Consider the following 26,416-nt stretch of genomic DNA (forward strand, 5'->3'; position numbering starts at 1 on the left):
CCAGCCGCGTCACCCACGACATCCACATCCACCGCCTCGACCCCGAGAAGGAGATCAACACCGAGCTACAAAAAGCCGCTTAGGAAGCGACGTTGTCCTCGGGGGAGCCAGGTGACCCGCGATGGCGTCCCACCTCGTGTGGACCGCTCATCCCTCGTGAGGAGCGGGCCGGCCCCCACCTTCCCGCCGAGGCGCAGGAGGAGACCGCGGTCGTCGCCATGACCGGCCCGGCCATCCAAGGGCTGTCCCGTAACTGGCGGTGTGCCGTCTCAGTGAGGTTCAGCCGATGCCGTTAAGAGTGAGCGAGCGCTGAGCGATGAAACCAGGTCGACGTAGGTCAGTGCGGTACCCGATCATGCATTCATGCCCCTGAGAGAGACCCTTGCCCGAGTCGATGCAGACCTGGCCGCCGGCCGGGTTCCCGTCGCGCGCCAGCGCCTGCGTGGTCTCATCTCGTCCTTCCCGCACGACCTGACGCTCCGCCGTCGTCTGGCCGAGGTGTACCGGCTCTACGGCGACGCCGCCGAGGCTGGACGCTGGATGTACCTCGAAGAGGATCGGAACGCCGATGAGACCGCTGCCTTCGAGGCGCGGTACGGGTCTCCCGGGTGGCGGATGAAGGCCCTCGGCTGGCAGGGCCCCGAGGCGAACGCCGCCACCGCTTTCGCGGAGAAGCAACTGGTCGCGGTGCGGACCGCCTGCGCCGCGGAGTTGGGGCACCCCGCCAACTGGGACGACCCCGCCTCCTACCGGGACGAACTGGAAGGGGAGTACGAGGCGCCCTCCGAGCCGTGGACGGTCGGCGGTGTGCTGGCGGGCGGCGGCTGCCTGGTGACGGCCCTTGTGTTCCTCGCGATCTGGGTGAATGGACTCGTTGCCCTCTTCGACTGACTCAGGTCACCGAAGCTTGTGAGGAGCGCCGCTCAAGGTTCGGTGAGCCCATCCAGATCTGCCGTGAATGGGAACCCCCGTGACGGGTGAAATGATCTCGCGGTGTCTGGTGTGAGCACGGCTTCGAGCCGTCCTGGACAGCACCGTTCACCGGGTAGCCCTCGCCTGTTCGGCAAGCTGGTGACCGTACTGCGATGCGAGGGGTGCTTTCCCGGATGACACTCGAGTTGTCGTGCACACATCTTGCCGGGCGCTCGACAGCCGGTGTACCAATGGTCACGCGGAACTTGAATGTTGTTCAGGTTCTGGGCCGCGGGGGGCCGTCCGAGCCGGAGGAGCAGCAGATGTCCGCGGAACAAGGTCGTATGCGCAGTCGTCGAACCGTCCTTCGGGCGGGCGCCCTCACCGGCCTCGGTCTGGCGGGTGCCGGGCAGGTGGTCGCCGCCGGTCCCGCCCGGGCCGCCCAGGCGGCTCAGGCGGCTCAGGCGGCCCAGGCCGACCAGGGCGCCGGATTCCTCGTCGGCCGGGGGATCGCCGACGCCACCGGTGAGGTCGCCGAGGTCGGGATGATGGGCTACGGCCGGTTCGACCAGCAGGCGGCCGGGCTGCACACCCGGCTGCGGGCGCGGGCGTTCGTCGTGGTGGACGAGTCGAGCGGGCGGCGGGTCATGCTGATCGTCGCCGACTCGCCGATGATCTTCGGGAGCGTGCACCAGGCGGTGCTGCGCCGGCTCGCGGAGGCGTACGGCACTCTCTACACCGCGCAGAACGTGCTCATCACCGCCACCCACACCCACGCCGGTCCCGGTGGTTACTCGCACCATCTGCTGTACAACACGACCACGTTCGGGTTTCACCGCAAGACCTTCGAGGCGGTGGCGGACGGCCTGTTCGAGGCCGCGCGGAACGCCCATGATGACCTCGCACCGTCCGAACTCGTGCTCAGTCACGGCAGGTTGACCGGCGCCAGCGTCAACCGCTCCCGGTCCGCCTTCGACCGCAATCCGAAGGCCGACCGCGACCACTTCCCGGACGCCATCGACCCGCACACCACCCTGCTCCGGGTGGAACGGGCCGGCCGGGCGGTCGGAGCCGTCAACTGGTTCCCGGTGCACAGCACCGGCATGTCCGGGGACAACCGGCTGATCAGCGCGGACAACAAGGGCTACGCGGCCTACCACTGGGAGCGCGAGGTCAGCGAGGTCGACTATCTGGCCGACGGCTCACCGGATTTCGTCTCCGCGTTCGCCCAGACCAACAGCGGGGACATGTCGCCCAACCTGGATCTCCGACCGCCCACCACACCCGAGGACTTCGCACACACCCGGGCCAACGGCCTGCGGCAGTACGAGGCCGCCGCGGCCCAGCTGCGGCAATCCGGCGTGAGACTGTCCGGCCCGGTCGACTCGCGGCTGGTGTACGTCGATCTCTCCGATGTCACCGTCCGCCCCGAGTTCACCGGCGACGGACGGACCCACCGCACGTCCAAGCCCTGCGTCGGCGCCTCCATGGCGGCGGGCAGCATGGAGGACGGGCCGGCCTTCCCCGGGTTCGAGGAAGGGGAGAACCCCTTCTGGGACGCGATCTCCGACTCCGTGATCTACACGGTCTCACCGGAGTTGAAGCAGGCGCAGGCACCCAAGGACGTCTTCGTGCCCCTCGGGGAGATGAACCGCGTCTACCCGTGGGTGCAGGAGCGGGTGCCCGTGATGCTGGTCCGCATCGGCCGCCTCCACCTGATCGGCATCCCCGGTGAGGTCACCGTCTGCGCGGGTCTGCGGCTGCGGCGCACGGTCGCCGGGATCGTGGGCGCGGACCTCGACGACGTACTCGTCGCCGGGTACGCGAACGCCTACTTCCACTATGTGACCACCCCCGAGGAGTACGACGCGCAGCAGTACGAGGGCGGCAGCACCCTCTTCGGCCGCTGGCAGCTTCCGGCGCTCCAGCAGACGGCGGCCGAACTGGCCACCTCACTGCGCGACGGGACCAGCATCCCGCTCGGCCCCGAGCCACCGGATCTGTCCGGGAAGGCGCTCTCGCTGCAGCCCGGGGTGGTGCTGGACGCGCCACAGCTGTTCCGGAAGTTCGGGGACGTGCTGGTGCCGCCGCGGGAGAACTACCGGGCCGGCGAGCGGGCCGAGACCGTCTTCGCGGGCGCCCACCCGGGCAACGACCTGCACCGCGGGGACACCTACCTGGAGATCCAGCGTCAGGACTCCGGCGGCACGTGGCGCACCGTCGCCGACGACGGCGACTGGGCGACCCGCTTCCACTGGAAACGGGACGGCATCGCCGCCTCCCGGGTCACCGTGGCCTGGGACATCCCCCAGGGCACTCCCCCGGGCCCTCACCGCATCGTCTACCACGGCGACGCCCGCGGCCTCACCGGCACCATCACCCCGTTCACGGGCACGTCGCCGGCCTTCCTGGTGCGCTGACCCACGGGGCCCGCCGGTCCGCCCAACGGCCCGGCTCAGCCGGTGATGGAGAAGAAGATCGTGTCCTGGGTGTACCAGTCGACGTTCTTCGTCGCGTACTCCCATTCCTCGTGTTCGAACGCGAGCTTCTCGATGATCTCCCGGAGTTCGTAGGCGAGGTTCTCGTCCATGCGGTCGACCACGGCGCGGTAGGCGTCGGCGGCCGGTTTGGCCTTGGCCAGCGGGAACATGCCGATGTGCGGACCGTCCACGGGGTAGGGGATGTGGAAAGGTATCTCCTCCGGTGGCCCCGAGAACAGGTGGTCGTGCAGCAGCAGTTCCCCGCTCACGCCGAGGCGGCGCAGTTCTTCGTCGACCGCGCAGAAGAAGGTGGCGGGCTTCGAGTACACGCCCAGCTCGTAGGGGTCGGACGCGTTGCGGTCGATGATGTGCTGAAGGGCCTGGTAGTAGGCGCCGGCCGCGTACTCCGCGGTCGAACTCGCATGACCGGCCAGGAGATGGTCGAGCGCCTCGGGGACCGTCAGACCCCAGTCGATGTTCTGGTCGTCGAGGCTCCGCTGACTCCTGAGCGCCATCTCCCGCGCCGCGTCGACAACGCGCCGCTGACGGGGCGTCAGGGTCTCGGCAGCTCCGAGCAATTTCACGACGTCGGCCCTGTCGGCCGTGCTGTACGAAATGATCCGGCTCATGCTCACCATCCTGTCAGCCGTCACTGACAACGGGCCCGCCGGTCGGCGGGGACGGCGTGGTACCGGATATCACGGGGACTCAGCCCTGCGGCTCCTGCGGTGTGACGTCGATCTCCCGGAGGTTCTGGCCCTTCAGCTCCGTGCGTGCCTCCGTGCGGTGGCCGCGGACGACGTAGTCCCGTACCACCGCCTCGACCGCGTCCTGCGGGGAACCGATCCCCGCGAGGACCATCACCTCCACCACCAGTTCGGCGTCGAGACTGATATTGATCTTGGCCACGTGCCGCCCCCCTCATCGCGCTTCGCCCGTACTGTACGGGCCCGTTCACGGATTTCACACCGGAAGCGGGCGCCGCGGGGGCGGGTCCGGGCAGTGCGCGCGTGAAGCTCAAATGTTGCTCTGAAGGTGGACCGGCGGGGGTTCGGACGCGGGTGGTGGGGCCATATCCCTGGCACGTCCGGAGAGGGCGTTCGGGGGCCGGGCGGGAGTGCCGGGTGGAGCAGGGGGCGGGGATGGGTGTGAGGCTGGGGAGCGGGATCGGGTGGCGGCCGGAGATCGCGGACGCGGTGGAGCGCATGCCGGGGATCGACTGGGTGGAGGTCGTCGCCGAGAACGTCTGCCCGGGGCATCTGCCCGAGTCACTGCTGCGGTTGCGGGAGCGCGGGGTGACCGTCGTGCCGCACGGGGTCTCGCTGGGGCTCGGCGGGGCCGAGCGGCCCGACGAGGGGCGGCTGGCCGCGCTCGCCGAGCGGGTCGCGGCGCTGGGGGCGCCCCTGGTCACCGAGCACATCGCGTTCGTGCGGGCCGGCGGGGCGCTGACCGCCTCGCCGCGGATCGAGGCGGGGCACCTGCTGCCCGTACCACGCACCCGCGACGCCCTGGACGTGCTGTGCGAGAACGTCCGGATCGCGCAGGACGCGCTGCCCGTGCCGCTCGCCGTGGAGAACATCGCCGCGCTGATCGCGTGGCCCGGCGAGGAGATGACCGAGGGGCAGTTCCTGTACGAGCTGGCCGACCGGACCGGTGTACGGCTGCTCATCGACGTCGCCAATCTGCACACCAACCACGTCAACCGGGGTGAGGACCCGGCCAAGGCGCTGGCCGAACTGCCCCTGGAGGCCATCGCGTACGTCCATGTCGCGGGCGGGTTCGAGCGGGACGGGGTGTGGCACGACAGCCACGCCCACCCCGTTCCGGAGCCCGTTCTGGACGTCCTCACCGATCTCGCGTCCCGGGTCTCCCCGCCCGGTGTGCTGCTGGAGCGGGACGAGAACTTCCCGGAAGCGGAGGAGATGGAGCGGGAGTTGGCCGCGATCCGGCGTGCGGTCGAGAAGGGGGCGGAGCGGCGGGAGGCGGACCCGGCGGCCGGGGCGGCGGGCGCGGCAAGTGCCCGGCCCTCGTCGCGGCAGGGATCCGCCGACGCCGCGCCGCAGCGGCAACGGCTCGCGCTCGCGCAGACCGCCGTACTGTCAGCGCTGGTCGCGGGGACCCCGGTACCGGAAGGGTTCGACCGGGTGCGGATGGGCGTGCAGGCGAAGGCGCTCGCCGCCAAGCGGGCCGATGTCGTCGCCAAGGTCGCCCCGGAGTTGCCGGTGATCCTCGGGGACGGATACCGGCGCGCGTTCCTCGCGTACGCGCAGACGCGGCCGATGACCGGCGGCTACCGGCAGGACGCGATGGACTTCGTCGAGGAGCTGCTCCTCACCCGGCCCGAGGACACGCGGGCGCGGCGGGAGCTGCGGGTGTGGTGGCTGGAGCGGTCTGGGCCGAGGCCCCGGTCGAGCAGGCCGGCGGTGCGGCTGGCGCGGGCCACCCGGCGGGTGTTGCTGCGGCGCTGACCCGCCCGGGCCGCGCGGCTGCGGAACAGCTGAAGCGGAACGTCACATACCCACAACAGTGTGTCCGGATAGTGAACAGGGCATGGTGCTCCCGCGACCGCGTCGCTTACAAGTAGGTCATGTTCTGGGTCCCGCTCCTGCTCCTGGCCTGGGCCGTCGCCGGTGTGACATGCCTGCGGCTGTGCCTGGCCGCCGTGCACGGCGCCGCCGCGCCCGCCGGGTCCGGCACCGGAGAAGGGCGCGGACTGACGTTGTACGAGGCCGCGTTCCTCTCCGGTGGCCCCGGCCGGGTCGCCGACGTCACGCTCGTCGCGATGGCCCGTCAGCGACGGCTGCTGCTGGCGCACACCGGGTGGGCGACGGTGGTCGACCCGCGCGGGCGGGACGACATGGAGCGGTCGGTCATAGGGGCCATAGGGCCCGGGGGGCAGTCGCCCATCGCACCGGTGCGGGCCGCCGCCGCGGCCGCGGACGCCGTGGGCGGGATCGCGGAGCGGCTGATCAGTGCCGGTCTGGCGGTGCCGGACGGCGTCGGCCGGAGTGTCGCGGACGCGGTGCGGCAGGTGCGGCTCGCCGTGGTGGCCGTCGCCGGGCTGGGGGCGACCGCCCTGCTCATGCCCGTGCCCTCGGATCTGCCGCGCCATCTGGTCGCCCTGTGGTTCGCCCTGCCGTTGATCTTCACGCTGAGCTGCCTGGCCATCGCGCGGTTCGAGGTCCACCCGTACTCGCGCTGGGCCTCCCCCGCGGGTCAGCGGCTGCTGGGCGCCCTGCCGCGTGGCGCCGCCGACGCCGGGGACGACCGTACGTATCTGACCTCCGTCGCGGTCCGCGGCATCCGCGCGGTGGGCGAACCGGAGCTGCGTGCCGCCCTCGCGCACCGGGATCCGCGCCAGGGGCACTGAGCCCTGGGCGGCGGAGCCCAGCGCCACCACGCGCGCCCGACACACCCGGTGGAAGGTGCTTGCCTCGCACCGGCATCGAACGAAACATCCCCTTTGTCGCTCTTGCGCACCGAAGGGATCGTCGATGAGAACTGCCGCCGCCGTCCATGTGGCCGCCGGGTCCATGCTCCTCACCACCCTGGCCGCCGCCCCGGCCGGCGCCGGCACTCCCGCCGCTCCCTCCGCGGCCGAGGTGCGGGGTACCGCCGTGGCCGCCGCGCGCGCCGCCGGCCGGGGCATCGACTTCGGCCGGTGCCCCGCCGCGCAGCAGCTCCCCGGGACCGTGCGGTGCGGTACGGTCCGGGTCCCGCTCGACTACGCCCGCCCGGACGGCGAGCAGATCGAACTCACCGTCAGCCGGGTCCGGGCGACCGGAAAGGACCCTGCCCACGGCACACGCGCGGTGCGCCGGCAGGGCGCCCTGGTCCACAACCCGGGGGGTCCCGGGGCGAGCGGCGTGTACTTCCCGATGATGGGCGCGCTCCCCGCGTGGAAGCGCCTCGCGGCCGCCTACGACCTGGTCGGCTACGCCCCGCGCGGTGTGGGCCGTTCGGCCCCCCTGTCCTGCACGGACCCGCGGACGTTCCAGCAGGCTCCCACGGACGCGCCGGTCCATCCCTCGGCGGCGGACAAGCGGAAGCGTGTCGCGCGGGCCAAGGCGTACGCGCGTGGCTGCGCCGAGCGGGCCGGGGACTCCCTGCGGCACTACAACTCGCTCAACAACGCCCGTGACCTGGATGTCCTGCGGGCCGCCCTCGGCGAGAACCGGCTGACGTTCTTGGGATCGTCCTACGGCACGTACATCGGGGCGCTGTACGCCACGATGTTCCCCTCCCACGTACGGCGGATGGTGTTCGACGCTGCGGTGAACCCGGACCCGGAACAGGTCTGGTACCGGAACAACCTCGACCAGTCGGCGGCGTTCGAGGACCGCTGGGCGGACTTCCGGGCGTGGGTCGCCCGGCACGACGACGTGTACGGACTGGGCGACACCTCGCGGAAGGTGCGGGCGAGTTACGACAGGGCGAGGGCACGGCTGGCGAAGGAACCGGCGGGCGGGAAGGTCGGACCGGAGCAGTTGCAGGCGGCGCTGCTGCAGGCCGCGTACTACGACGACTACTGGCCGCATCGCGCGCGGGCGCTGTCGGCGTATCTGAAGGGTGATCCCGCGCCGCTGGTCGAGCAGGCCCAGGCCTATCCGGAAGCGGCGGCGGAGGACGAGAACGCCCGGGCGGTGTATCTCGCCGTGGAGTGCAACGACGCTCCCTGGCCGACGGACTGGGCGGTGTGGGACCGGGACAACACCCGGCTGGCGCGCCGGGCGCCGTTCGAGACCTGGGCCAATGTGTGGACGAATCTTCCCTGCGCCTACTGGAAGGCTCCCCGGGAGCGGCCGCTGGATGTGCGTGCCGGGCGGGAGGAGCTGCCGCCGACACTGATCCTGGCGGCGGAGCGGGACGCGGCCGCCCCGTACGACGGTGCTCTGGAGCTGCACCGGCGGCTGGCGGGTTCGACGCTGGTGACCGAGCGGGACGCCGGCACTCACGGCATCGCGGGCGGGCCCAACGCCTGTGTGAACGGGCACCTGGAGGCGTACCTGCTGGAGGGCCGCGTCCCGGGGCGGCGCGCATCCTGCGCACCGCACCCGGAGCCGAGGCCGGAGCCGCGGACCCGGCCGGTGGAGCGGCAGGCCGGGTGATCACCCGCCCGCCACCCCGCCCGGGTCGCCACCGGCTCCGTCCGATACCACGCCCAGGACACATCGGTCCCGGCTCCTGTCCGACGTTCCCGTCAGTCCGGACCCACGCCTGACGCCAGGGCCGACGGCCCGCCCACCCCCGCGCGACCGCACACCCGTCCGGCTTCGTCCCGGCCGCCCCGGCGCTGCCCCTGGAGCCCTCGGGCGGGAGAGCGGCCGGGGAAGGACCTGCCGGGGGGAGACCTGCCGCGGTCAGATCGGCGGCAGGCCGGGGATCACGCCAGGCCAGGGATCACGCCAGGCCGGCGACCAGTTCGGCGACGTCCTTGCGGCGGCCCGTGAAGAACGGGATCTCCTCGCGGACGTGCATCCGGGCCTCCGCACCGCGCAGGTGGCGCATGAGGTCGACGATGCGGTGCAGCTCGTCGGCCTCGAAGGCGAGCAGCCACTCGTAGTCGCCGAGCGAGAACGAGGCGACCGTGTTGGCCCGCACGTCGGGGTAACCGCGGGCCATCTTGCCGTGGTCGGCGAGCATGCGGCGGCGGTCCTCGTCGGGCAGCAGGTACCAGTCGTAGGAGCGCACGAAGGGGTAGACGCTCACATAGTTGCGCGGCGTCTCGTCGGCGAGGAACGCCGGGATGTGCGAGCGGTTGAACTCGGCGGGCCGGTGCAGCGCCATGTTCGACCAGACCGGCTCCAGCGCGCGGCCCAGCCTGGTGCGGCGGAACAGGTTGTACGCCTCCTGGAGCTGGTCGGCGGTCTCGGCGTGCCACCAGATCATCAGGTCGGCGTCCGCGCGCAGGCCCGAGACGTCGTAGGTGCCGCGGATCGTGACGTCCTTGGCGGCGAGCTGGTCGAACAGCTCCTGGACCTCCTCGGCGTACCCGGCGCGGTCCTCGGGCAGCAGGTCCTTCAGTTTGAAGACCGACCAGAGGGTGTAGCGGACGACCTCGTTGAGGTCCTTGGCCAGCTTGCCCTTGTTGGGGATGCGGTCGGGGGCGGGGGTGGTGGCGTCGTCGCTCATGTTCCCTATTCTCCTGGTCCTCCGTGGAGGCTCTGCACCGGGTTGGCGGTGAGTTCCTCCACCCGGTGCAGGTCACCGTGGATCTGGTCGGCGGCGGCGTACGCGCTCGCGATGCACGCGGGGATGCCGACGCCGTCGTAGGCCGCGCCGCACACGGCGAGCCCGGCGAGGCCCGCGAGGTGCGCGCGGACGCGGGTCACGCGCGCGTGGTGACCGACCGGGTACTGGGGCAGGCCGTCCTGCCAGCGGGTGACGCGGGTGGCGACCGGAGCGGCGGCCAGGCCGGTGGCGGCCTTGAGGTCGTGCCGGGAGACCTCGACGAGGTCCGCGTCGTCGCGGCGGAGGATCTCCGTCTCGCCGTAGCGGCCCACCGAAGTACGCAGGAAGACCAGGTCCGGGTTCTCCTCGGCGATCCAGCCCCACTTGCGGGAGGCGAACGTGGCCGCCTTGATCGTGTTTCCGTCGACGGGCGGCACGAGGAATCCGCTGCCCTCGGGCAGATCGGTCTCCGTGCGGCGGTAGGCGAGGGTGATCAGAGCCATGGAGGCGTACTCGACGCCGGCGAGCTCGGCGGCGGCTCCGGGGGCCTCGGCGCCCAGCAGGCCGGCCGCGGCCGGGGCGGGAACGGCGAGGACGACCGCGTCGGCCGGCAGCACCCGGTCCCCGGCGACGACCCGCCAGCCGTCCTCCTGTTCCCGGCGCAGGCTGGTGACCGGCGTCCCGGTGAGGATCTCGGCGCCGCGCGCCCGCACGGAGTCGGCGACGGCGAGCGGGAGGCTGCCCACACCGCCCGCGATGCCCATGAACACCGGGCCGGTCTGCCGGGCGGCGGCGGCCTTCGCCTGGATCGCACGGACGCCCTCGGTCAGCGAGGTGTGGGTGCGGGCGGCCTCGAAGAGCTGCGGCACCGCCGCGCGCATCGAGATGCGGTAGGCGTCGCCCGCGTAGACCCCGCCGAGCAACGGCTCGACGAGGCGGTCGACGACCTCGCGGCCGAGCCGCGCCGCCACGTACTCACCGATCGCCACGTCGTCGCCGATCTCGGTACGGGGCAGGTCGGCGTCGCGCCCGATCCGGGCGAGCCCTTCGTCGGACAGCACGCCGGCGAGGGCGTCGGCGCTGCCGGGTACGCCCATGACGTGGCCCTTGGGCATGGGGCGCAGGGCGCCGCGGGTCCACAGCGCGGCGGAGGCGGTGGCCGGCGGCTGGAGCCGGTCGGCGAGCCCCACGTCGCGGGCGAGGCCGACCGCCTCGGGGCGGCGGGCGAGCAGCGACTCCGCGCCGAGGTCGACGCGCGCGCCCGCGACCTCGCCGGGCAGCAGCTTGCCGCCGACCCGGTCCGAGGCCTCCACCACGGTGACCCGCGCCCCGAGGTCCAGCAGCCGGTGCGCGGCGGCCAGCCCGGCGATCCCGGCTCCGACGACGACGACGCGCGGCCCGTCGCCCGCATGTGATCCGCTCATGCCTCCACCTTCTCAAACACCACGGACACATCCGCCAGGGCCATGTGGCCCTGACGAGTCCCTACCGTGACCGCATCGGAACCGTCCGACGCAAACGATCAGACCCCCCACCGCGTCGAAGGAACGTCAGTGCTCGAGGAGCGTCAGTGATTCACCACCTGGGGGAACCCGATATGCGCATACGACGATCCGTTCGACCCGCCCACGCCCTGGCCGGGGTCCTGCTGGCGACGGCCCTCGCGATCAGCGGGTGCAGCGGAGCGAGCAGCGACACGGCGAGTGCCGGGGGCGACCAGAAGGCCGACCTGGCGCAGGGGCAGGAGGCCGCGCGGGACGAGGGCGCGGGGCAGGGCGCGCCGGGCGCCTCGGCGGACAAGGCGGGGACGGCCACGCCGCCGAGGACCACCGTGAACCACATCATCCGCACCGCCTCCCTGACCGTGCGGGTGAAGGACGTGCCCGAGGCGCTGGACGAGGCCCGCGCGACGGCCGAGAACGCGGGCGGGTACGTCGGCGACGAGACCACCCGCAGGGACGCGGAGGGCCACGAGCAGACGCGCCTGGTGCTGCGGGTCCCCGTGGCCGAGTACGCGGACGTCCTCGCCGACCTGGAGGGTGCGGGCAAGCTCCTCGAACGCCGCGCGAAGGCGGAGGACGTCACCGACCAGGTGGTCGACGTGGACAGCCGGATCACCACGCAGCGGGCCAGTGTGGCCCGGATCCGCGAGCTGATGGACCGGGCGACCAGGCTCAGTGACGTGGTCACCCTGGAGGGTGAACTGAGCACCCGCCAGGCGGACCTGGAGTCCCTGCTGGCCCAGCAGGCATCCCTGAAGGACCGGACGAGCCTGGCGACGATCACCCTGTCCCTGTCGGAGGCGCCGGTGGCCGAGGACGGGAAGGACGACGACGATCCCGGCTTCGTGGACGCCCTCGCGGGCGGCTGGGACGCCTTCCTGACGGTGCTGCGCTGGCTGACGGTGGCGGTCGGCGCGGTCCTGCCGTTCGCCGCGATGGCGGCACTGCTGGCCCTGCTGTGGCTGAAGGCCGTACGTCCGCTGCTGTCGCGGCGCCCGCGGAACGCGGCCCCGGCTCCGGCCCCGGGACAGCCGGGCGGCGGGCAGGACAGCGGGCGGAGCGGGCCCGGAGTCTGACCGACCCGGGAAGTCGCCGCCCCGTAGCGTGTCCGCATGGACACGAGCGATGCGCGCGGTGCACGGGAACGTCTGGTCGTGATCGGCGGTGACGCCGCGGGGATGTCCGCGGCGTCACAGGCCCGCCGGCTGAGGGGTCCGGGCGAACTGGAGATCGTGGCGTTCGAACGCGGCCACTTCACCTCCTACTCGGCATGCGGCATCCCCTACTGGGTGAGCGGCGACGTCCCCGGCCGGGACCGGCTGATCGCGCGCACCGCCGAGGAGCACCGCGCGCGGGGCATCGATCTGCGGCTGCGCACCGAGGTCACGGAGATCGACCCGGAGCGGGGCCGGGTACGCGCGCGTGACGTCGATTCCGGCACCGAGTCCTGGACTTCGTACGACAAACTGGTGATCGCGACCGGTGCCCGGCCCGTCCGCCCGGAGCTGCCCGGCATGACCGCCCCCGGAGTGCACGGCGTGCAGACCCTGGACGACGGACAGGCCCTGCTGGACACGCTGGCACGCGCGCGTGGCCGCCGCGCGGTCGTGGTCGGCGCGGGGTACATCGGCGTGGAGATGGCCGAGGCGATGATCAAACGCGGCTACGAGGTGACGGTCGTCAACCGCGGCGAGGAACCGATGGCGACCCTCGACCCCGACATGGGGCGCCTGGTGCACCGGGCCATGGAGGACATGGGGATCACCATGGTCAACGGAGCCGAGGTCACGAAGCTGCTGACCGACGACGACGGCCGGGTGCGCGCGGTCGCCACGGAGCGGGCGGAGTACCCGGCCGATGTCGTCGTCCTGGGTATCGGCGTCCAGCCGGAGACGGCCCTCGCGCGGGCGGCCGGACTCCCCCTGGGGAACTCCGGCGGGCTGCTCACCGACCGGTCGATGCGGGTGCGCGGGCACGCGAACATCTGGGCCGGCGGCGACTGCGTGGAGGTGCTCGACCTGGTCTCAGGACAGCAGCGGCACATCCCGCTCGGCACCCACGCCAACAAGCACGGCCAGATCATCGGTGCGAACGTCGGCGGCGGCTACGCCACCTTCCCCGGCGTGGTCGGTACCGCGGTCAGCAAGGTGTGCGACCTGGAGATCGCGCGCACGGGGCTGCGGGAGAAGGACGCCCACCGCGTGGGGCTGCGCTTCGAGTCGGTCACCATCGAGTCGACCAGCCGCGCGGGCTACTACCCGAATGCCTCACCCATGACCGTGAAGATGCTCGCCGAACTGCGCACGGGCCGTCTGCTCGGCGTGCAGATCGTCGGCCACGAGGGCGCGGGCAAGCGGGTCGACATCGCGGCGGTCGCCCTCACGGCCGGCATGACCGTGGACCGGATCACGGCCCTGGACCTCGGCTACGCCCCACCGTTCTCCCCGGTCTGGGACCCGGTCCAGGTAGCGGCCCGCAAGGCGGCGACGAAGATCAGGGAGGCGTGAGGGGGGCGGTTGCGGCGCCCCTGGAAAGAGGTGCGCGGGGCCGATCCGCTGTGCGGCTCCGCCACGTGGGCGCGACGAGCCACAACGGAGCTGCACCCCGCGCCGCACCCGGCACCACTACGGTGCCCCGCCCGCCTCACCCTGTCCCGTTGATCCTCTCGATCGCCTGCCGCGCCTGCTCGGCCGGCGGCCGGGACGGCAACGAGGACACCGAGGCGCTCGACGGCACGGGCGCCGGCTGCTCCCCCGCCTGCTTCGCATGCGCGGCGACCTTCGGGGACCGCAGCCGATGACTCACCGCCTCGTCCAGCGTCACCGGCCTCCCCGTCTGCGCGGCGAGCCGCCCCGCCTCCTGGCCGAGCCGCGCGATGTCCTCCCAGGGGAGGCGCACCACCAGCGTGAGCTCGGCCTCGCCGTCCGGCAGCGCGTGTATCGAGGGAGTCACTCGGTCGTTCATGGCCTGTCGTCCTCACGTCGGCCCCGCGGCTCCTTCCCCCGTGCCGCGGGCGGTTGACGAGTCATACGCACGCCCGGACGACGGTGTTCAGCGAGGCCGCGGATTCACCGGGCCCGGCCCGGGCAGAAGTCGGATGTGGTCATCCCCGTCCATGACGTGAATCCGGCGCGGCGCACCCCCTGGGTGACGTACGCGCTGCTCGCCGCCAACTTCGTGGTCTTCGTCGCCCTCACGCCGGGTGTCGTCGATTCGCTGACCGGTGGGAGCGACCTGGCCGACCTGTGCCGGCTGCAGGCGTTCCTGGACCGCTACGCGGCCGTCCCGCAGGAGCTGATCCACCATCGCGTGCCGGACCTGGTACCCACGGGCGACACCGGGGTGGGCCCGCAGGGTCCGGGATGCGTGGTGGACCGGCCGGGTTACGACAAGTCCCCCGAACTCAGCGTCCTCACGGCGATGTTCCTGCACGGTGGCTGGCTGCACCTGCTGGGCAACATGCTGTTCCTGTGGATCTTCGGCAACAACGTCGAGGACCGCTTGGGGCACGTGCGGTACTTGCTGTTCTACCTGGTCTGCGGCTACGCGGCCACGTATGTCTTCGCCCTGCTCGACGCCGACTCGGGCGAGCCCCTGATCGGCGCCTCGGGGGCGATCGCCGGTGTCCTCGGCGCCTATCTGCTCCTCTATCCGAAGGCCCGGGTCTGGGTCCTCGTCCCCTTCCTGATCTTCCTGCCGCTGCGGCTGCCCGCCTGGATCGTCCTGGGCTCCTGGTTCGTCCTGCAGGCGTTCTACTCCGCCGGCCAAGGGGTCTCCGGCGCCGGCAACGTCGCCTACGTGGCGCATGTGGCCGGATTCGCGGCCGGCATGCTCCTCGCCTGGCCGCTCAAGCCGGGCACACGGCCACTGCCGGAGCCTCCCGGAATCCGCTACGGACGGCGGGCCCGGTAGGGATCCGCGATACGAACGCGCGTCCCCCCGGCGCTCCGCCCCGGCATTCCGCCTCCGGAATCCGACGCGCGTGCGGCGCGTGCGAGGCGCGTGCGCGGTCCGTCAGCGCGCGGTCCGCGTGTGGACGTACTCCACGAGACGGGTCAGGGCGTCCGGGGCGGTGGACGGCATGACGCCGTGGCCGAGGTTGAAGATGTGACCCTCCAGGCCGGCCGCGGCCTCCAGGACCTCCCCCGCCTTCGTCTCGACGGCCTCGCGGCCGGCGAACAGGACCGTCGGGTCGAGGTTGCCCTGGAGCGCCTTGCCGGGGCCGACGCGGCGGGCGGCCTCGTCCATCGGGACGCGCCAGTCGACGCCGACGACGTCCGCGCCGGCCTCGCCCATGAGCTTCAGCAGCTCGCCGGTGCCGACGCCGAAGTGGATGCGCGGGACGCCGTAGCCGGCCACCGCGTCGAACACCTTCGCCGAGGCGGGCAGCACCGAGCGCCGGTAGTCGGCGGGGGCCAGCGCGCCCGCCCAGGAGTCGAAGAGCTGGACGGCCGAGGCGCCGGCCTCGATCTGCACCCGGAGGAACGCCGCCGTGATGTCGGCGAGGCGGTCGAGCAGGTCGGCCCAGAGCTGCGGGTCGCCGTACATCATCGCCTTGGCGTTCTCGTACGTACGGGAGGGGCCGCCCTCGACGAGGTAGCTGGCGAGGGTGAACGGGGCGCCGGCGAAGCCGATCAGCGGGGTGGGGCCGAGTTCCCGGGTCAGCATCCCGATGGCCTCGGTGACGTAGGAGACGTCCTCGGGGGTGAGGTCGCGCAGCCGGGCGAGGTCGGCGCGGGTACGGACCGGCTGCTCGACGACCGGGCCGATGCCGGGCTTGATGTCGAGGTCGATGCCGATGGCCTTGAGGGGGACGACGATGTCGCTGAAGTAGATCGCCGCGTCCACCCGGTGGCGGCGCACCGGCTGGAGGGTGATCTCGGTGACCAGCTCGGGCCGCATGCAGGAGTCGAGCATCCCGATGCCCTCGCGCACCTTGCGGTACTCCGGCAGTGAGCGCCCGGCCTGGCGCATGAACCACACCGGCGTGTGCGGCACCGGCTCGCGCCGGCACGCCCTGAGGAAGGCTGAATCCCTGACCGCGTCGTTCTTGACGGGGGCGGTGGTCTCAGTCGGCATCTGGCCCGTCGGGCTTGCGTTGGCACTCACACCGGTCAGTCTCGCACGACCCGTCCGGCTCCCCGACCCGAGGTCGTCCGGTACGCGGTGCGCTCCGGGCGGGATCCGGACACCCCCGGGTGGCGTGGGTGTCCCTCCCTGCGCCGGGGGCCCGTTCCGCTTAATCTTCCCCGCATGGCTGCGGCTCAGGGACGACTGTCGGACGGCGCTGACGGAATGGACGAACCGAAGGGGACCGAGGGGGATCCCCGGCACGGGGGTGCGCCCCCACGGCCCTTCCGGGCCGCTGTCGACGCGCTGCGCGGCGCGCGGCTGCGTCCCCAGATCGAGGTGGACCCCGCGCCCGCGCCGAAGCGGCTCGCGCCGTACGCCTACGCGCTGGAAGCCGCGGTCGTCGACGGCGAGGACGATCTGGCCGACGGGCGGCTGGTGCTGCTGCACGACCCTGACGGACACGACGCCTGGCGGGGCACCTTCCGCCTGGTGACGCTGGTGCGCGCGGAGCTGGAGCCGGAGATGGCGGCGGATCCGCTGCTGCCGGACGTGTGCTGGTCCTGGCTGACCGGCGCGCTCGCGGCGCGCGGACTGGCGTACGGCGAGCCCAGCGGCACGGTGACGCGGGCGAGTTCCCACTACTTCGGCGGGCTGTCCGCGAGGCCCGCCGCCTCGCAGATCGAGATCCGTGCCTCCTGGACGCCCCGGGAGGGGCTGGACGGGGTGCCGGACACGGGCACCCATCTGGTCGCGTGGTGCGATCTGCTGGCGCAGGTGGCCGGGCTGCCGCCGGCCGGTCCCGGGGACGCGGCGGTGGTGTCGCTGCCGCAGCGCAGGGGGCCGCAGTCGCGCTGAGCTTCCCGCTCGGAGCTCCCCGCAATCATCGATGGGGATCTCTTTGTCGATACGGCCACAATCGGAAGCGTTACGACGCAGACCGAAACCGTTCGATCTTCGAATGATCGACCGTGCGTCCGAATTGTCCGGATTGTTACTCACTACTTCGTGATCATTTCCTAAAGGATTCCAGGTTTGCTGCCGAAGACGACTGTGACCTTGAAAGCACGGTTCGTCCCGGCTTCACCCCCACGAGCCGGCCCCGTCCCGCCCCCCAGGAGGCCTGGTGTCCGTTCTCCTCGAGCAGCCCGCAAGCCTGGTCGCCTACCGCCCGAACAAGCCGACCGCCATGGTGGTCGTGGCCGACCCGCGCGTCCGTTCCACCGTCACCCGCCATCTGTGGGCGCTCGGTGTGCGCGATGTCATCGAGGCCTCGTCCGTCGCGGAGGCTCGTCCCCGCATCGGCAACCCCCGCGACATCTGTGTCGCCGAAGTCCATCTGCCGGATGGCTCCGGCCTCACCCTTCTCTCCGAGACCCGCGCCGCGGGCTGGCCCAACGGCCTCGCCCTGTCCGCCGCCGACGACATCGGCGCCGTGCGCAACGCGCTGGCCGGCGGAGTGAAGGGATACGTCGTCACCGGCACCCGCACCAACCTCGGGCTCCCCTCCCGGCCCGGTGCCGCCCCCATCGGCGCCGCCGCCGCCCGTCTGCACCGCCGCCCCCCGGGTGCCCCGAGCCACCCGGGCGGCTACCGCGAACTGTCCGGCCGCGAGGTCGAGGTGCTGCGGCTGGTGGCGGAGGGCCAGTCGAACAAGGCGATCGGCGTCTCCATGGGCCTGTCCGCCCTGACCGTCAAGAGCCACCTCGCGCGCATCGCCCGCAAGCTCGGCACGGGCGACCGGGCCGGCATGGTGGCCGTGGCCCTGCGTACCGGCATCATCCACTGACCCGCTCACCCCATACCGCTCGCTCACCCGTACCGCTCACCCCATACCACTCGCTGTCCAGCGCTCCTCAGCGCTGTCCGCGCCCGCCGACGTCCCCCTGCCGGCGGGCGCCTTGGCGCACACCCGGGTCCGGCGGTCCGCCGAGGCCTGTTTTCGCCGCCCGGCCCGGCCCTCGCCCGTAGGAGCAGGTCAGGCGTCGGCTCGTACGGATACTCTTGACAGGTGACCGACGCCCACGACACCGCAGCAGACAGTTCACTGCGAACCACCGGAGGCGCCCCTCCGGACGACGGCGGATCTTCTGCTACGAGGGCGCCGATCCCCTTGCTCGAACCACGCGAGGGCATTCCGCCCGTGATCGCGGACGAGGCCGCCCTCGCCGAGGCGGTCGCCGCCTTCGCCGCGGGCAGCGGCCCGCTCGCCGTCGACGCCGAGCGCGCCTCCGGCTACCGCTACGGGCAGCGCGCCTACCTCGTCCAGCTGCGCCGCGAGGGCGCGGGCAGCGCGCTGATCGACCCCGTCGCCTGCCCCGACCTGTCCGGTCTCGGCGACGCCCTGTCCGGCGTCGAGTGGGTGCTGCACGCCGCCACCCAGGACCTGCCCTGTCTGCGCGAGATAGGCATGCTGCCCAGTCGCCTCTTCGACACCGAACTGGCCGGACGACTGGCCGGGTTCCCCCGGGTGGGGCTCGGCGCGATGGTCGAGAACGTGCTCGGCTTCACCCTGGAGAAGGGGCACTCCGCCGTCGACTGGTCCACCCGCCCGCTACCCGAGCCCTGGCTGCGCTACGCCGCCCTCGATGTCGAACTGCTGGTCGACCTGCGGGAAGCGCTGGAGAAGGAGCTGGACCGGCAGGGCAAGCTCGACTGGGCCCGGCAGGAGTTCGACGCGATCGCCTCGGCGCCGCCGCCGGAACCCCGCAAGGACCCCTGGCGGCGCACCTCCGGCATGCACAGGGTCCGCCGGCGCCGGCAGATGGCCGTGGTCCGGGAGCTGTGGGAGACCCGCGACCGGATCGCCCGGCGCCGCGACGTCTCCCCCGGCAAGGTGCTCTCCGACGCCGCCATCGTGGAGGCCGCGCTCGCCATGCCGGCCAGCTCTCACGCCCTGGCAGCGCTGAACGGGTTCGGTCAGCGCGTGGGGCGGCGCCAGCTGGAGCAGTGGCAGGCGGCCGTCGACCGGGCGAAGGCGTTGAGCGAGGACCGGCTGCCCCAGCCGGGCCAGCCGGTGACGGGCCCGCCGCCGCCGCGCGCGTGGGCCGACAAGGACCCGGAGGCCGCGGCACGGCTGACGGCCGCGCGGGCGGGGGTGAGCACGGTCGCCGAGCGGCTGGGTATGCCGGCGGAGAATCTGATCACGCCGGACACCGTGCGCAGGGTGTGCTGGGAACCGCCCCGGCCCGCCGACGGGCAGTCGGTGGCCGAGGCGCTGGCCGCGCACGGGGCGCGGCCGTGGCAGATCGAGCAGGTGACGCCGGTGCTGGTCGCCGCGTTGTCCGCCTAGTCGCCGTGCGGCGGGCGTAGGAGGACGAGTGCGGGCACGTCGTGGCTGGTCGCGCGCCCGCGGCGGAGCCGCACATCGGCACAGCCCCGCGCCCCTAGGGCGCGCACGCGGCGGCGCCCCGCGCCCTGAGGGGGCTACTTCGTCGCCCCCCTCATGAAGCCGTTGTAGATGAAGCGCTGCAGGAGGAGGAAGACGATCAAGGTGGGGAGGATGACCAGGATGGCGCCCGCCGAGATCGTTTCCCAGTGCGCTCCGAAGGGGCCCTTGAAACGGAACAGGGACGTCGAGATCACGCCAAGGTCCTCGGAGGGCATGTAGAGGAAGGGGATGTAGAAGTCGTTGTAGACGTTGATCCCCTTCACGATGACCACCGTGGCGATCGCCGGCTTGAGCAGCGGGAGGATCACCTTGCGGTAGACCGTGAAGGCGCCTGCTCCGTCCAGGCGGGCCGCCTCGTCCAGGGAGATCGGGATCGAGCGGATGAACTGCAGGAAGATGTAGATCGAGACGATGTCCGTGCCCATGTAGAGCGCGATCGGCGCCCAGAGACTGTCGAACATGCCGAAGCTGTTGACGATCTGGAAGGTCGCCACCTGGGTGGTCACCCCGGGGACCAGCGCGGCGAGCAGGAACAGCGCCACGACCAGCTTCCTGAAACGGAAGCGGAAGCGGTCGATCGCGTACGCGGTCATCGAGCCGATGAGGATCGTGCCGCCCACGGCGACGACGAGGATGACCGCCGTGTTGCCGAAGGCGGACAGCATCTGGCCGTCCCGGAACGCGGTCACATAGTTGCCGAAGTTCAGCGGGTCGTCGGGCAGGGACAGCGCACCGCTGCCGTTCGCCATCTCCTTCGGGGACTTCAGCGAGGTCAGGAGGACCACGGCGAGCGGCAGCAGCACCACCAGCGTGGCCAGGATCAGCGACAGATACACCAGTGCGCGGGCCGGGGTACCGCGGGTCATACGAGATCCACCTTCTCGTCGGGGACGATCCGCCGCTGCACCCAGGTGACCGCCAGGACGATCAGCAGCAGGACGACGGCGGCGGCCGAGGCGAGCCCCGTCTTGTTGAACTGAAAGGCCAGCTTCACCGTCTGGATCACGAAGGTCTCGGTGCCGGTGGCGCCGCCGGTCATGATGTACGGAATCTCGAAGACCGACAGCGAGCCGGAGACGGAGAGGATCACGCTCAGCCCGAGGATGGGCTTGATGCCGGGCGCGATGATGTGCCGGAACTGCTGCCATCGGCTCGCACCGTCGATCTCGGCGGCCTCGTACAGCTCGCCAGGGATGGACTGGATGGCGCCGAGGAAGAGGACGAAGTTGAGTCCGAGGTAGCGCCATACGGAGACACCGGCGAGCGAGGTGTTCGCGGAGAACGGCGTGCCCAGCCAGGCGTGGTCGGTCTCCGCGCCGAGCAGGCTCAGTACGGAGTCGAGGGTGCCGCCGTCCTGGAAGAAGTACAGGAAGACGAAGCCGATCGCCACCCCGTTGATCAGGTAGGGGAAGAACAGCACACCCTTGAAGAAGTTACGGAAGCGGACGTCGAAGCTGAGGACCGTGGCGAAGTAGAGGGCCAGGACGATCTGCACCACGGAGGCGACGAGGTAGTAGCCGCTGACGAAGAAGACCTCGAACAGCTCGGAACGGGTGAGGAGTTCGGTGTAGTTCTCGGTGCCCGTCCAGTTCAGATCGGGGCTGACGCCGTCCCAGTCGGTGAAGCTGTACGCGATCATGTTGGCGATCGGCGCGTAGGTGAAGGTGAGCAGCAGGGCCAGCGGGGCGAGCAGGAACAGCCAGGGGGTGAGGCCTCGCGCCGGCCGGATGCGGCGTGGCGCGGGTGCCGCCCGTTTCGGCCCGGCGGGCGCGGCCGGGGGCACCGGCCGCGCCGCCTCGCGGGTGAGGTCCGTCATCAGGACCCCAGCGAGTTCCGTGCCTCGGCCCAGCGCTTGCCCAGGTCGCCGAGGAAGTCGTCGAGGCTGCCCTTGCGCGCGCCGCGGGCGAGGTCGACCAGGTCCTGGCGGTAGTCGGGCTTGTAGATGCCGACCTCGGACTCGTTGTCGATGGACTTCACCTCGGCGCCCTTGCCGTCGTCGAGGTCGAGCAGCTTGACGCCGGCCTCCTGGTAGGGCTGGAGGATGTCGGGCAGCGGGGCGTCCTTCAGCGGGGACAGGGCGAGGTTGGCCTCGGCGTAGCCGGAGGTGTCGGTGAACCAGTCGATCCAGGCGCGGGCCGCCTCCTTGTGGTCGGAGTTGACGTTGACGGCCTGCTGGTAGTCCGGGGAGGTCACGGCGCAGAAGGCGCCGTCCTTCTGCGCGGGGAAGGGCATGAAGCCGATGTCGGCGGGGTCGGTGCCGGCCTGCTTCGCGGCGTCCCGCATCTGGACGACGGCCCAGGAGCCCAGCCACATGGTGGCGATCTCACCCTTGGCCAACTTCGGCTTGGAGGCCTCCCAGTTGGTGGTGGTCGGGTCCTTCTCCGCCAGACCGCCGCGCACGATGTCGTACAGCAGGGTGTCGGCCACGCGCAGGTCGGCGCCGTCCGCCCAGGGGTCGCCCTCGGCGAGCTTCGTCGTGGCGTTCGTGTCGCAGCCGACGGAGCCGTTGACGTTGGTCCACTGGGTCAGCGGCCACATGTCCTTGAAGTTGGTGTAGTACGGCACCGCGTCGGTCTTCGACTTGATCGCCTTCAGGTCGTCGAGGAACTCGGCCGGGGTGGTGGGCCAGTCGGTGACGCCCGCCTCGCTCCAGACCCTCTTGTTGTAGAGGAGACCGGGGACGACGCCGAGGGGACTCTGCCCGTAGACCTTGCCGTCGACGGTGGAGTAGTCGGTGAAGCGGTACTTGGCGTCGCGTTCCGCCTTGGTGCCCAGGGACGCGAAGAACGTGGGGTAGTCCTTCTTCTCGATGACCGCGGGGATCATCAGGACGTCCCCGTAGTTCTCCGTGTTCATACGGATCTTGACCTCGCCCTCGTAGTCGGTGAGGGCGTCGAACTCGACCTTCACCCCGGGGTAGGTCTTGTTGAACTCGGCGGCGTACTTCTTCATCGTCCCGTCCTGCACCAGATCGGTCCGGTGGGTGAGGACCGTGATGGTCCCCTCCACCTTGGACGGGTCGTCGGGTGCCTTGGCGTCCGCGCCTTGTGAGGAGCCTCCCGTGCCCGTGCAGGCGGAGGCCAGGAGAGCGAGGAGGGCGATCGATCCGGTGAGTGTCGTGCGGCGGCGGCTGGGGTGCGTCACGTGCATCACGGCTCCGTTCACGGGGCGGACGAGCACAAGTGGGTTGGCTGATTCGGCACTCTGACAGCCCGTTACTGAACCGGTAAAGTCTCTATTGCGCCAACGATGCCAGAACGTTGCGCTCACAGGTCTCAACCGGTTTAGGGAGTGTGCATGCGTCAGGTCACACCGCTCACCGACGGATGGATCCTGCGACACCCGGACGGCGCGGGGGACGCGCTCCCCGCCTCGGTGCCCGGGTGTGTGCACACCGATCTGCTGGCGGCCGGGCTGATCCCCGACCCGTTCCTCGGACGGAACGAGGCGGAGGTGGCGTGGGTGGCCCGGCGGGACTGGACCTACGAGACGGAACTGCGCGCCGGGCCGGGCGGGTACGAGCGGACGGACCTGGTCTTCGACGGGCTCGACACCGTCGCCGAGATCCTGCTCGACGGCCGGCCGCTGGGCCGGGTACGGAACATGCACCGCTCGTACCGCTTCGACGTGACCGGGCTGAGCGGGCGGCTCACCGTCCGGTTCGCCTCCGCCTACGCGGAGGCCGAGGCGGTGCGCGGCGCGCTGGGTGAGCGGCCCGGCGCGTACGCCGAGCCGTACCAGTATCTGCGCAAGATGGCCTGCTCGTTCGGCTGGGACTGGGGGCCGACGCTGGTGACGGCCGGGATCTGGCGGCCGGTGCGGCTGGAGCGCTGGTCCACCGCCCGGATCGCCCGGGTGCGCCCGCTGGTCACCGTCGAGGACGGTGCGGGGCGGATCGAACTCGCCGTCGATGTGGAGCGCTCCGGGGCCGGGGCACCGCTCACCGTGGAGGCGACCGTCGGTGGCGTGAGCGCCCGCGCGGAGATCGACGGGACGGCGGGAACCGTACGCCTCCGGGTGCCGGACGTGCGGCTGTGGTGGCCCCGGGGGTACGGCGACCAGCCGCTGTACGACGTGGAGTTGACGCTGCTGCGGCGCGAGGCGACGCTGGACTCGTGGCGGCGGCGCGTCGGGTTCCGGACGGTGCGGCTGGACACCTCGGCCGACGCCCACGGCACCGGGTTCACCCTGGTCGTCAACGGGGAGCGGCTGTTCGCGCGCGGCGTCAACTGGATCCCGGACGACGTCTTCCCCTCCCGGATCACCCGTGAGCGCTACCGGCGGCGGCTGGAGCAGGCGGCCGCCGCGGGGGTGGACGTCGTGCGCGTGTGGGGCGGCGGGATCTACGAGAGCGAGGACTTCTACGACGCCTGCGACGAACTGGGGCTGCTGGTCTGGCAGGACTTCCCGTTCGCATGCGCGGCCTACCCCGAGGAGCAGCCGCTGCGCGGGGAGGTCGAGGCGGAGGCCCGGGAGAACGTCGTACGGCTGATGCCGCACCCCTCACTGGTGCTGTGGAACGGCAACAACGAGAACCTGTGGGGATTCAGGGACTGGGACTGGGAGCCGGCGCTGGCCGGGGAGTCCTGGGGCGAGGGCTACTACCTGGGCGTACTGCCGCGGGTGGTGGCCGAGTTGGACCCGACCAGGCCGTACACGGCGGGCAGCCCGTGGTCCGGTTCGTGGCGGCACCATCCGAACGACCCGGCGCACGGTACGCACCACTCCTGGGAGGTGTGGAACCGCACCGACTACGCCGGCTACCGGCTGGACGTCCCGCGTTTCGTGGCCGAGTTCGGCTGGCAGGCGCCGCCCGCGTATGCCACGCTGCGACGGGCCCTGCCCGGGGAGGAACTCGCCCCGGACTCCCCCGGCATGCTGCACCACCAGAAGGCGGACGACGGCAACGGCAAACTGGAGCGCGGGCTGTCCCGGCATTTCGCCCCGCCGGAGGGCGACTTCGACCGCTGGCACTATCTGACCCAGGTCAACCAGGCGCGGGCGATCGCCACCGGGATCGAGCACTGGCGCTCGCACTGGCCGGTGTGCGCGGGCACGGTGGTGTGGCAGCTCAACGACTGCTGGCCGGTGACGTCCTGGGCCGCGATCGACGGGGACGGGCGGGAGAAGCCGCTGTACCACGAGCTGCGGCGGCTGTACGCGGACCGCTTGCTGACCGTGCGGGCGGAGCGGGACGGGCTGGTGGTGGCGGCGGTCAACCAGGCCGCCGAGGACTGGCACGGCCCGCTGCGGCTGCGGCGGATGTCCGTGGACGGCACGGTGATCGGGGAGGCGGAGCCGGCGCTGGCCGCGGCGGCGCGCAGCGTGGGCACGGTCGCGGTCCCGGACGAGCTGAGGCCGGTCGGCCCCGGGGAGTTCCTGGTCGCCGACGCATGGGGGTCCCCCCGCCCGGGCGAAGTCGGGAGCGGGGAAGGACTGCGGGCGCTGCACTTCCCGGCGCCGGACCGGGAGATCCCGTATCCGCGCCCGGAGTTCGAGGTGACCGTCGTGCCGGACGGGATCACGGTCACCGCCCGCACCCTCGTACGGGACCTGCTGCTCCAGGCCGACCGGCTGGATCCGGACGCGACGGCGGACCGGGGGCTGGTGACGCTGCTTCCCGGGGAAGAGGTGACCATCGGGGTGCGGGGCTGGAAGACTCCGGACCCGGACACCGCCCGCTCGGCCCTGTACTGCGTGGAGCCCCCTCGATGACGGCAACACCGACCCCTCGCGTCACCATCAAGGACGTCGCCGCGCGCGCCGGTGTGTCCAAGGGGGCGGTGTCGCTGGCGTTCAACCGGAAGCCCGGTCTGTCGGAGGCGACCCGGGACCGGATCTTCGCGGCGGCGCGCGAGCTGGGCTGGTCGCCCAGCCGGACCGCGCGGACGCTCGCCGGGTCCCGGGTGGACGTGGTGGGTCTCGCGGTGTGCAGGCCCGCCCGGCTGCTCGGTCTGGAACCGTTCTACATGGAGTTCATCTCCGGTGTGGAGAGCGTCCTGGTCGAGCGGTCCTGCTCGCTGCTGCTGCGGCTGGTGCGCAGCCCGGAGGAGGAGGTCGGGCTGTTGGAGTCGTGGTGGAGGGGGCGGCAGATCGGCGGGTCCCTTCTGGTGGATTTCCGGGCCGACGATCCGCGTCCGGAGGTCGCCGGGCGGCTGGGGGTGCCGGTGGTGGCGGTCGGGCATCCGTCGCTGACCGGCGGGCTGACGTCCGTGTGGACGGACGACGCCACGGCGGTGACGGAGGCGGTGCGGTATCTGGCGGCGCTGGGGCACCGGCGGATCGCCCGGGTGGGGGGCCCGGCGGCGCTCGGGCACACGTCGATCCGTACGGCGGCGTTCGACGAGGCGGTACGGGGGCTGGAGCAGGGGCTGGAGCCGGCGGCCCGGGCGTGGCAGGTGGCGACGGACTTCTCCGGGGACGCGGGGGCGCGGGCGACGCGGTCGCTGCTGACCGCGGCCGCGGGTGAGCGGCCGACGGCGATCGTGTACGACAACGACATCATGGCGGTGGCGGGGTTGTCGGTGGCGTCGGAGATGGGGTTGCGGGTGCCGGACGATGTGTCGCTGCTGGCGTGGGACGACTCGCAGTTGTGCCGGCTGACGCATCCGACGCTGTCGGCGATGAGCCATGATGTGCATGGTTTCGGTGCGGAGGTGGCGCGGACGCTGTTCGGTGTCATCACCGGGGAGGGGCCGGGGTCGCACCCGGTGCCGACGCCGGTCCTGACGCCGCGGGGGTCGACGGCTCCGCCGTGAGCCTTCTCTCGCCCCCGCCGCCCCTTCCCGTCCCGACCCTGGGGCTCCGCCCCAGACCCCGCTCCTCAAACGCCGGAGGGGCTGAAGTCAGCCCCTCCGGCGTTTGAGGAGCGGGGGTCCGGGGGCAGCGCC

The 26,416-nt window shown here is 72.0% G+C and carries 22 protein-coding genes; 13 read left to right on the forward strand and 9 right to left on the reverse strand.

What is annotated here, in order from left to right:
• Positions 1-363: 363 nt before the first annotated feature.
• Positions 364-891 (forward strand): DUF6584 family protein, encoded by a 528-nt coding sequence (locus ACIF9R_RS36190; RefSeq protein ID WP_399987037.1) that lies wholly within the window; start codon positions 364-366, stop codon positions 889-891.
• A 365-nt stretch (positions 892-1,256) separates the two neighbouring features.
• Positions 1,257-3,332: a neutral/alkaline ceramidase gene (locus ACIF9R_RS36195; RefSeq protein ID WP_399987039.1), complete on the forward strand. Its 2,076-nt coding sequence runs from the start codon at positions 1,257-1,259 to the stop codon at positions 3,330-3,332.
• Positions 3,333-3,367: 35 nt separating this feature from the next.
• Here ACIF9R_RS36195 and ACIF9R_RS36200 read toward each other — a convergent pair whose 3' ends face one another.
• The gene (locus ACIF9R_RS36200; RefSeq protein WP_399987041.1) at positions 3,368-4,021 is read right to left on the reverse strand and encodes a hypothetical protein; all 654 of its coding nucleotides are present in this window, start codon (positions 4,019-4,021) and stop codon (positions 3,368-3,370) included.
• 79 nt (positions 4,022-4,100) lie between these two features.
• Complete coding sequence (locus ACIF9R_RS36205) at positions 4,101-4,301, reverse strand: DUF2191 domain-containing protein (protein ID WP_399987043.1); 201 nt, start codon at positions 4,299-4,301, stop codon at positions 4,101-4,103.
• 233 nt (positions 4,302-4,534) lie between these two features.
• On the opposite strand from ACIF9R_RS36205, the gene ACIF9R_RS36210 reads away from it, so the two are divergent.
• From ACIF9R_RS36210 to ACIF9R_RS36220, 3 genes are all read left to right on the forward strand, one after another.
• On the forward strand, positions 4,535-5,860 hold the full coding sequence (locus ACIF9R_RS36210) for a DUF692 domain-containing protein (RefSeq protein WP_399987045.1): 1,326 nt from the start codon (positions 4,535-4,537) through the stop codon (positions 5,858-5,860).
• A 119-nt stretch (positions 5,861-5,979) separates the two neighbouring features.
• Positions 5,980-6,762, forward strand: coding sequence for a TIGR04222 domain-containing membrane protein (locus tag ACIF9R_RS36215; protein ID WP_399987047.1), 783 nt, complete (start codon positions 5,980-5,982; stop codon positions 6,760-6,762).
• A 124-nt stretch (positions 6,763-6,886) separates the two neighbouring features.
• On the forward strand, positions 6,887-8,500 hold the full coding sequence (locus tag ACIF9R_RS36220; protein WP_399987049.1) for an alpha/beta hydrolase: 1,614 nt from the start codon (positions 6,887-6,889) through the stop codon (positions 8,498-8,500).
• Between the two features lie 292 nt (positions 8,501-8,792).
• Here the strand turns inward: ACIF9R_RS36220 and hemQ are convergent, their stop codons facing one another.
• The gene (gene hemQ, locus ACIF9R_RS36225) at positions 8,793-9,524 is read right to left on the reverse strand and encodes a hydrogen peroxide-dependent heme synthase (protein WP_399987051.1); all 732 of its coding nucleotides are present in this window, start codon (positions 9,522-9,524) and stop codon (positions 8,793-8,795) included.
• Between the two features lie 5 nt (positions 9,525-9,529).
• Complete coding sequence (gene hemG, locus ACIF9R_RS36230) at positions 9,530-10,987, reverse strand: protoporphyrinogen oxidase (protein WP_399987053.1); 1,458 nt, start codon at positions 10,985-10,987, stop codon at positions 9,530-9,532.
• 173 nt (positions 10,988-11,160) lie between these two features.
• Here hemG and ACIF9R_RS36235 point away from each other — a divergent pair, with 173 nt between their 5' ends.
• On the forward strand, positions 11,161-12,141 hold the full coding sequence (locus ACIF9R_RS36235) for a DUF4349 domain-containing protein (RefSeq protein ID WP_399987055.1): 981 nt from the start codon (positions 11,161-11,163) through the stop codon (positions 12,139-12,141).
• Positions 12,142-12,177: 36 nt separating this feature from the next.
• Positions 12,178-13,572 carry an FAD-dependent oxidoreductase gene (locus ACIF9R_RS36240; RefSeq protein ID WP_399987057.1) on the forward strand — a complete coding sequence of 465 codons (1,395 nt, stop codon included), beginning with the start codon at positions 12,178-12,180 and terminating at the stop codon, positions 13,570-13,572.
• 136 nt (positions 13,573-13,708) lie between these two features.
• Here ACIF9R_RS36240 and ACIF9R_RS36245 read toward each other — a convergent pair whose 3' ends face one another.
• The gene (locus ACIF9R_RS36245) at positions 13,709-14,029 is read right to left on the reverse strand and encodes a hypothetical protein (RefSeq protein WP_399987059.1); all 321 of its coding nucleotides are present in this window, start codon (positions 14,027-14,029) and stop codon (positions 13,709-13,711) included.
• A 135-nt stretch (positions 14,030-14,164) separates the two neighbouring features.
• On the opposite strand from ACIF9R_RS36245, the gene ACIF9R_RS36250 reads away from it, so the two are divergent.
• Complete coding sequence (locus ACIF9R_RS36250) at positions 14,165-14,977, forward strand: rhomboid family intramembrane serine protease (RefSeq protein ID WP_399987061.1); 813 nt, start codon at positions 14,165-14,167, stop codon at positions 14,975-14,977.
• A 102-nt stretch (positions 14,978-15,079) separates the two neighbouring features.
• Here ACIF9R_RS36250 and hemE read toward each other — a convergent pair whose 3' ends face one another.
• Positions 15,080-16,174 (reverse strand): uroporphyrinogen decarboxylase, encoded by a 1,095-nt coding sequence (gene hemE / locus ACIF9R_RS36255; protein WP_399987063.1) that lies wholly within the window; start codon positions 16,172-16,174, stop codon positions 15,080-15,082.
• Between the two features lie 144 nt (positions 16,175-16,318).
• On the opposite strand from hemE, the gene ACIF9R_RS36260 reads away from it, so the two are divergent.
• From ACIF9R_RS36260 to ACIF9R_RS36270, 3 genes are all read left to right on the forward strand, one after another.
• Positions 16,319-16,993, forward strand: a complete 675-nt coding sequence (locus tag ACIF9R_RS36260) for a DUF3000 domain-containing protein (protein ID WP_399987065.1) — start codon at positions 16,319-16,321, stop codon at positions 16,991-16,993.
• A 268-nt stretch (positions 16,994-17,261) separates the two neighbouring features.
• The gene (locus tag ACIF9R_RS36265; RefSeq protein WP_103542798.1) at positions 17,262-17,924 is read left to right on the forward strand and encodes a response regulator transcription factor; all 663 of its coding nucleotides are present in this window, start codon (positions 17,262-17,264) and stop codon (positions 17,922-17,924) included.
• 222 nt (positions 17,925-18,146) lie between these two features.
• On the forward strand, positions 18,147-19,427 hold the full coding sequence (locus ACIF9R_RS36270; protein WP_399987067.1) for a ribonuclease D: 1,281 nt from the start codon (positions 18,147-18,149) through the stop codon (positions 19,425-19,427).
• 134 nt (positions 19,428-19,561) lie between these two features.
• Here the strand turns inward: ACIF9R_RS36270 and ACIF9R_RS36275 are convergent, their stop codons facing one another.
• Genes ACIF9R_RS36275 through ACIF9R_RS36285 form a run of 3 tightly spaced genes read right to left on the reverse strand, consistent with a single transcriptional unit; the run spans position 19,562 to position 22,676 of the window.
• Positions 19,562-20,392 carry a carbohydrate ABC transporter permease gene (locus ACIF9R_RS36275; protein ID WP_399987068.1) on the reverse strand — a complete coding sequence of 277 codons (831 nt, stop codon included), beginning with the start codon at positions 20,390-20,392 and terminating at the stop codon, positions 19,562-19,564.
• Positions 20,389-21,342 (reverse strand): carbohydrate ABC transporter permease, encoded by a 954-nt coding sequence (locus ACIF9R_RS36280; protein WP_399987070.1) that lies wholly within the window; start codon positions 21,340-21,342, stop codon positions 20,389-20,391. The genes ACIF9R_RS36275 and ACIF9R_RS36280 overlap by 4 nt, the downstream gene beginning before the upstream one ends.
• Positions 21,342-22,676 (reverse strand): ABC transporter substrate-binding protein, encoded by a 1,335-nt coding sequence (locus ACIF9R_RS36285; protein WP_399987072.1) that lies wholly within the window; start codon positions 22,674-22,676, stop codon positions 21,342-21,344. Before ACIF9R_RS36285 ends, ACIF9R_RS36280 begins: the two co-directional genes overlap by 1 nt.
• Positions 22,677-22,823: 147 nt before the next feature.
• On the opposite strand from ACIF9R_RS36285, the gene ACIF9R_RS36290 reads away from it, so the two are divergent.
• Both ACIF9R_RS36290 and ACIF9R_RS36295 read left to right on the forward strand, forming a co-directional pair.
• A complete protein-coding gene (locus ACIF9R_RS36290; RefSeq protein ID WP_399987074.1) occupies positions 22,824-25,241 on the forward strand; it encodes a glycoside hydrolase family 2 protein in 2,418 nt (805 codons plus the stop codon).
• The gene (locus ACIF9R_RS36295) at positions 25,238-26,284 is read left to right on the forward strand and encodes a LacI family DNA-binding transcriptional regulator (protein ID WP_399987076.1); all 1,047 of its coding nucleotides are present in this window, start codon (positions 25,238-25,240) and stop codon (positions 26,282-26,284) included. The genes ACIF9R_RS36290 and ACIF9R_RS36295 overlap by 4 nt, the downstream gene beginning before the upstream one ends.
• Positions 26,285-26,416: the final 132 nt, after the last annotated feature.

This window comes from Streptomyces sp. NPDC086080 (assembly GCF_044540255.1).
In the GTDB taxonomy this organism is placed as follows: Bacteria; Actinomycetota; Actinomycetes; order Streptomycetales; family Streptomycetaceae; genus Streptomyces.

Bases quoted from the DNA above. Each gene is read 5' to 3' on its own strand.
- hemQ (WP_399987051.1), bottom strand. From the start codon at position 9,524: ATGAGCGACGACGCCACCACCCCCGCCCCCGACCGCATCCCCAACAAG.
- ACIF9R_RS36285 (WP_399987072.1), bottom strand. From the start codon at position 22,676: ATGCACGTGACGCACCCCAGCCGCCGCCGCACGACACTCACCGGATCG.
- ACIF9R_RS36245 (WP_399987059.1), bottom strand. From the start codon at position 14,029: ATGAACGACCGAGTGACTCCCTCGATACACGCGCTGCCGGACGGCGAG.
- ACIF9R_RS36235 (WP_399987055.1), top strand. From the start codon at position 11,161: ATGCGCATACGACGATCCGTTCGACCCGCCCACGCCCTGGCCGGGGTC.
- ACIF9R_RS36260 (WP_399987065.1), top strand. From the start codon at position 16,319: ATGGCTGCGGCTCAGGGACGACTGTCGGACGGCGCTGACGGAATGGAC.
- ACIF9R_RS36240 (WP_399987057.1), top strand. From the start codon at position 12,178: ATGGACACGAGCGATGCGCGCGGTGCACGGGAACGTCTGGTCGTGATC.
- ACIF9R_RS36280 (WP_399987070.1), bottom strand. From the start codon at position 21,342: ATGACGGACCTCACCCGCGAGGCGGCGCGGCCGGTGCCCCCGGCCGCG.
- ACIF9R_RS36295 (WP_399987076.1), top strand. From the start codon at position 25,238: ATGACGGCAACACCGACCCCTCGCGTCACCATCAAGGACGTCGCCGCG.
- ACIF9R_RS36195 (WP_399987039.1), top strand. From the start codon at position 1,257: ATGCGCAGTCGTCGAACCGTCCTTCGGGCGGGCGCCCTCACCGGCCTC.
- ACIF9R_RS36190 (WP_399987037.1), top strand. From the start codon at position 364: ATGCCCCTGAGAGAGACCCTTGCCCGAGTCGATGCAGACCTGGCCGCC.
- ACIF9R_RS36215 (WP_399987047.1), top strand. From the start codon at position 5,980: ATGTTCTGGGTCCCGCTCCTGCTCCTGGCCTGGGCCGTCGCCGGTGTG.
- hemG (WP_399987053.1), bottom strand. From the start codon at position 10,987: ATGAGCGGATCACATGCGGGCGACGGGCCGCGCGTCGTCGTCGTCGGA.
- ACIF9R_RS36275 (WP_399987068.1), bottom strand. From the start codon at position 20,392: ATGACCCGCGGTACCCCGGCCCGCGCACTGGTGTATCTGTCGCTGATC.
- ACIF9R_RS36220 (WP_399987049.1), top strand. From the start codon at position 6,887: ATGAGAACTGCCGCCGCCGTCCATGTGGCCGCCGGGTCCATGCTCCTC.
- ACIF9R_RS36210 (WP_399987045.1), top strand. From the start codon at position 4,535: ATGGGTGTGAGGCTGGGGAGCGGGATCGGGTGGCGGCCGGAGATCGCG.
- ACIF9R_RS36200 (WP_399987041.1), bottom strand. From the start codon at position 4,021: ATGAGCCGGATCATTTCGTACAGCACGGCCGACAGGGCCGACGTCGTG.
- ACIF9R_RS36290 (WP_399987074.1), top strand. From the start codon at position 22,824: ATGCGTCAGGTCACACCGCTCACCGACGGATGGATCCTGCGACACCCG.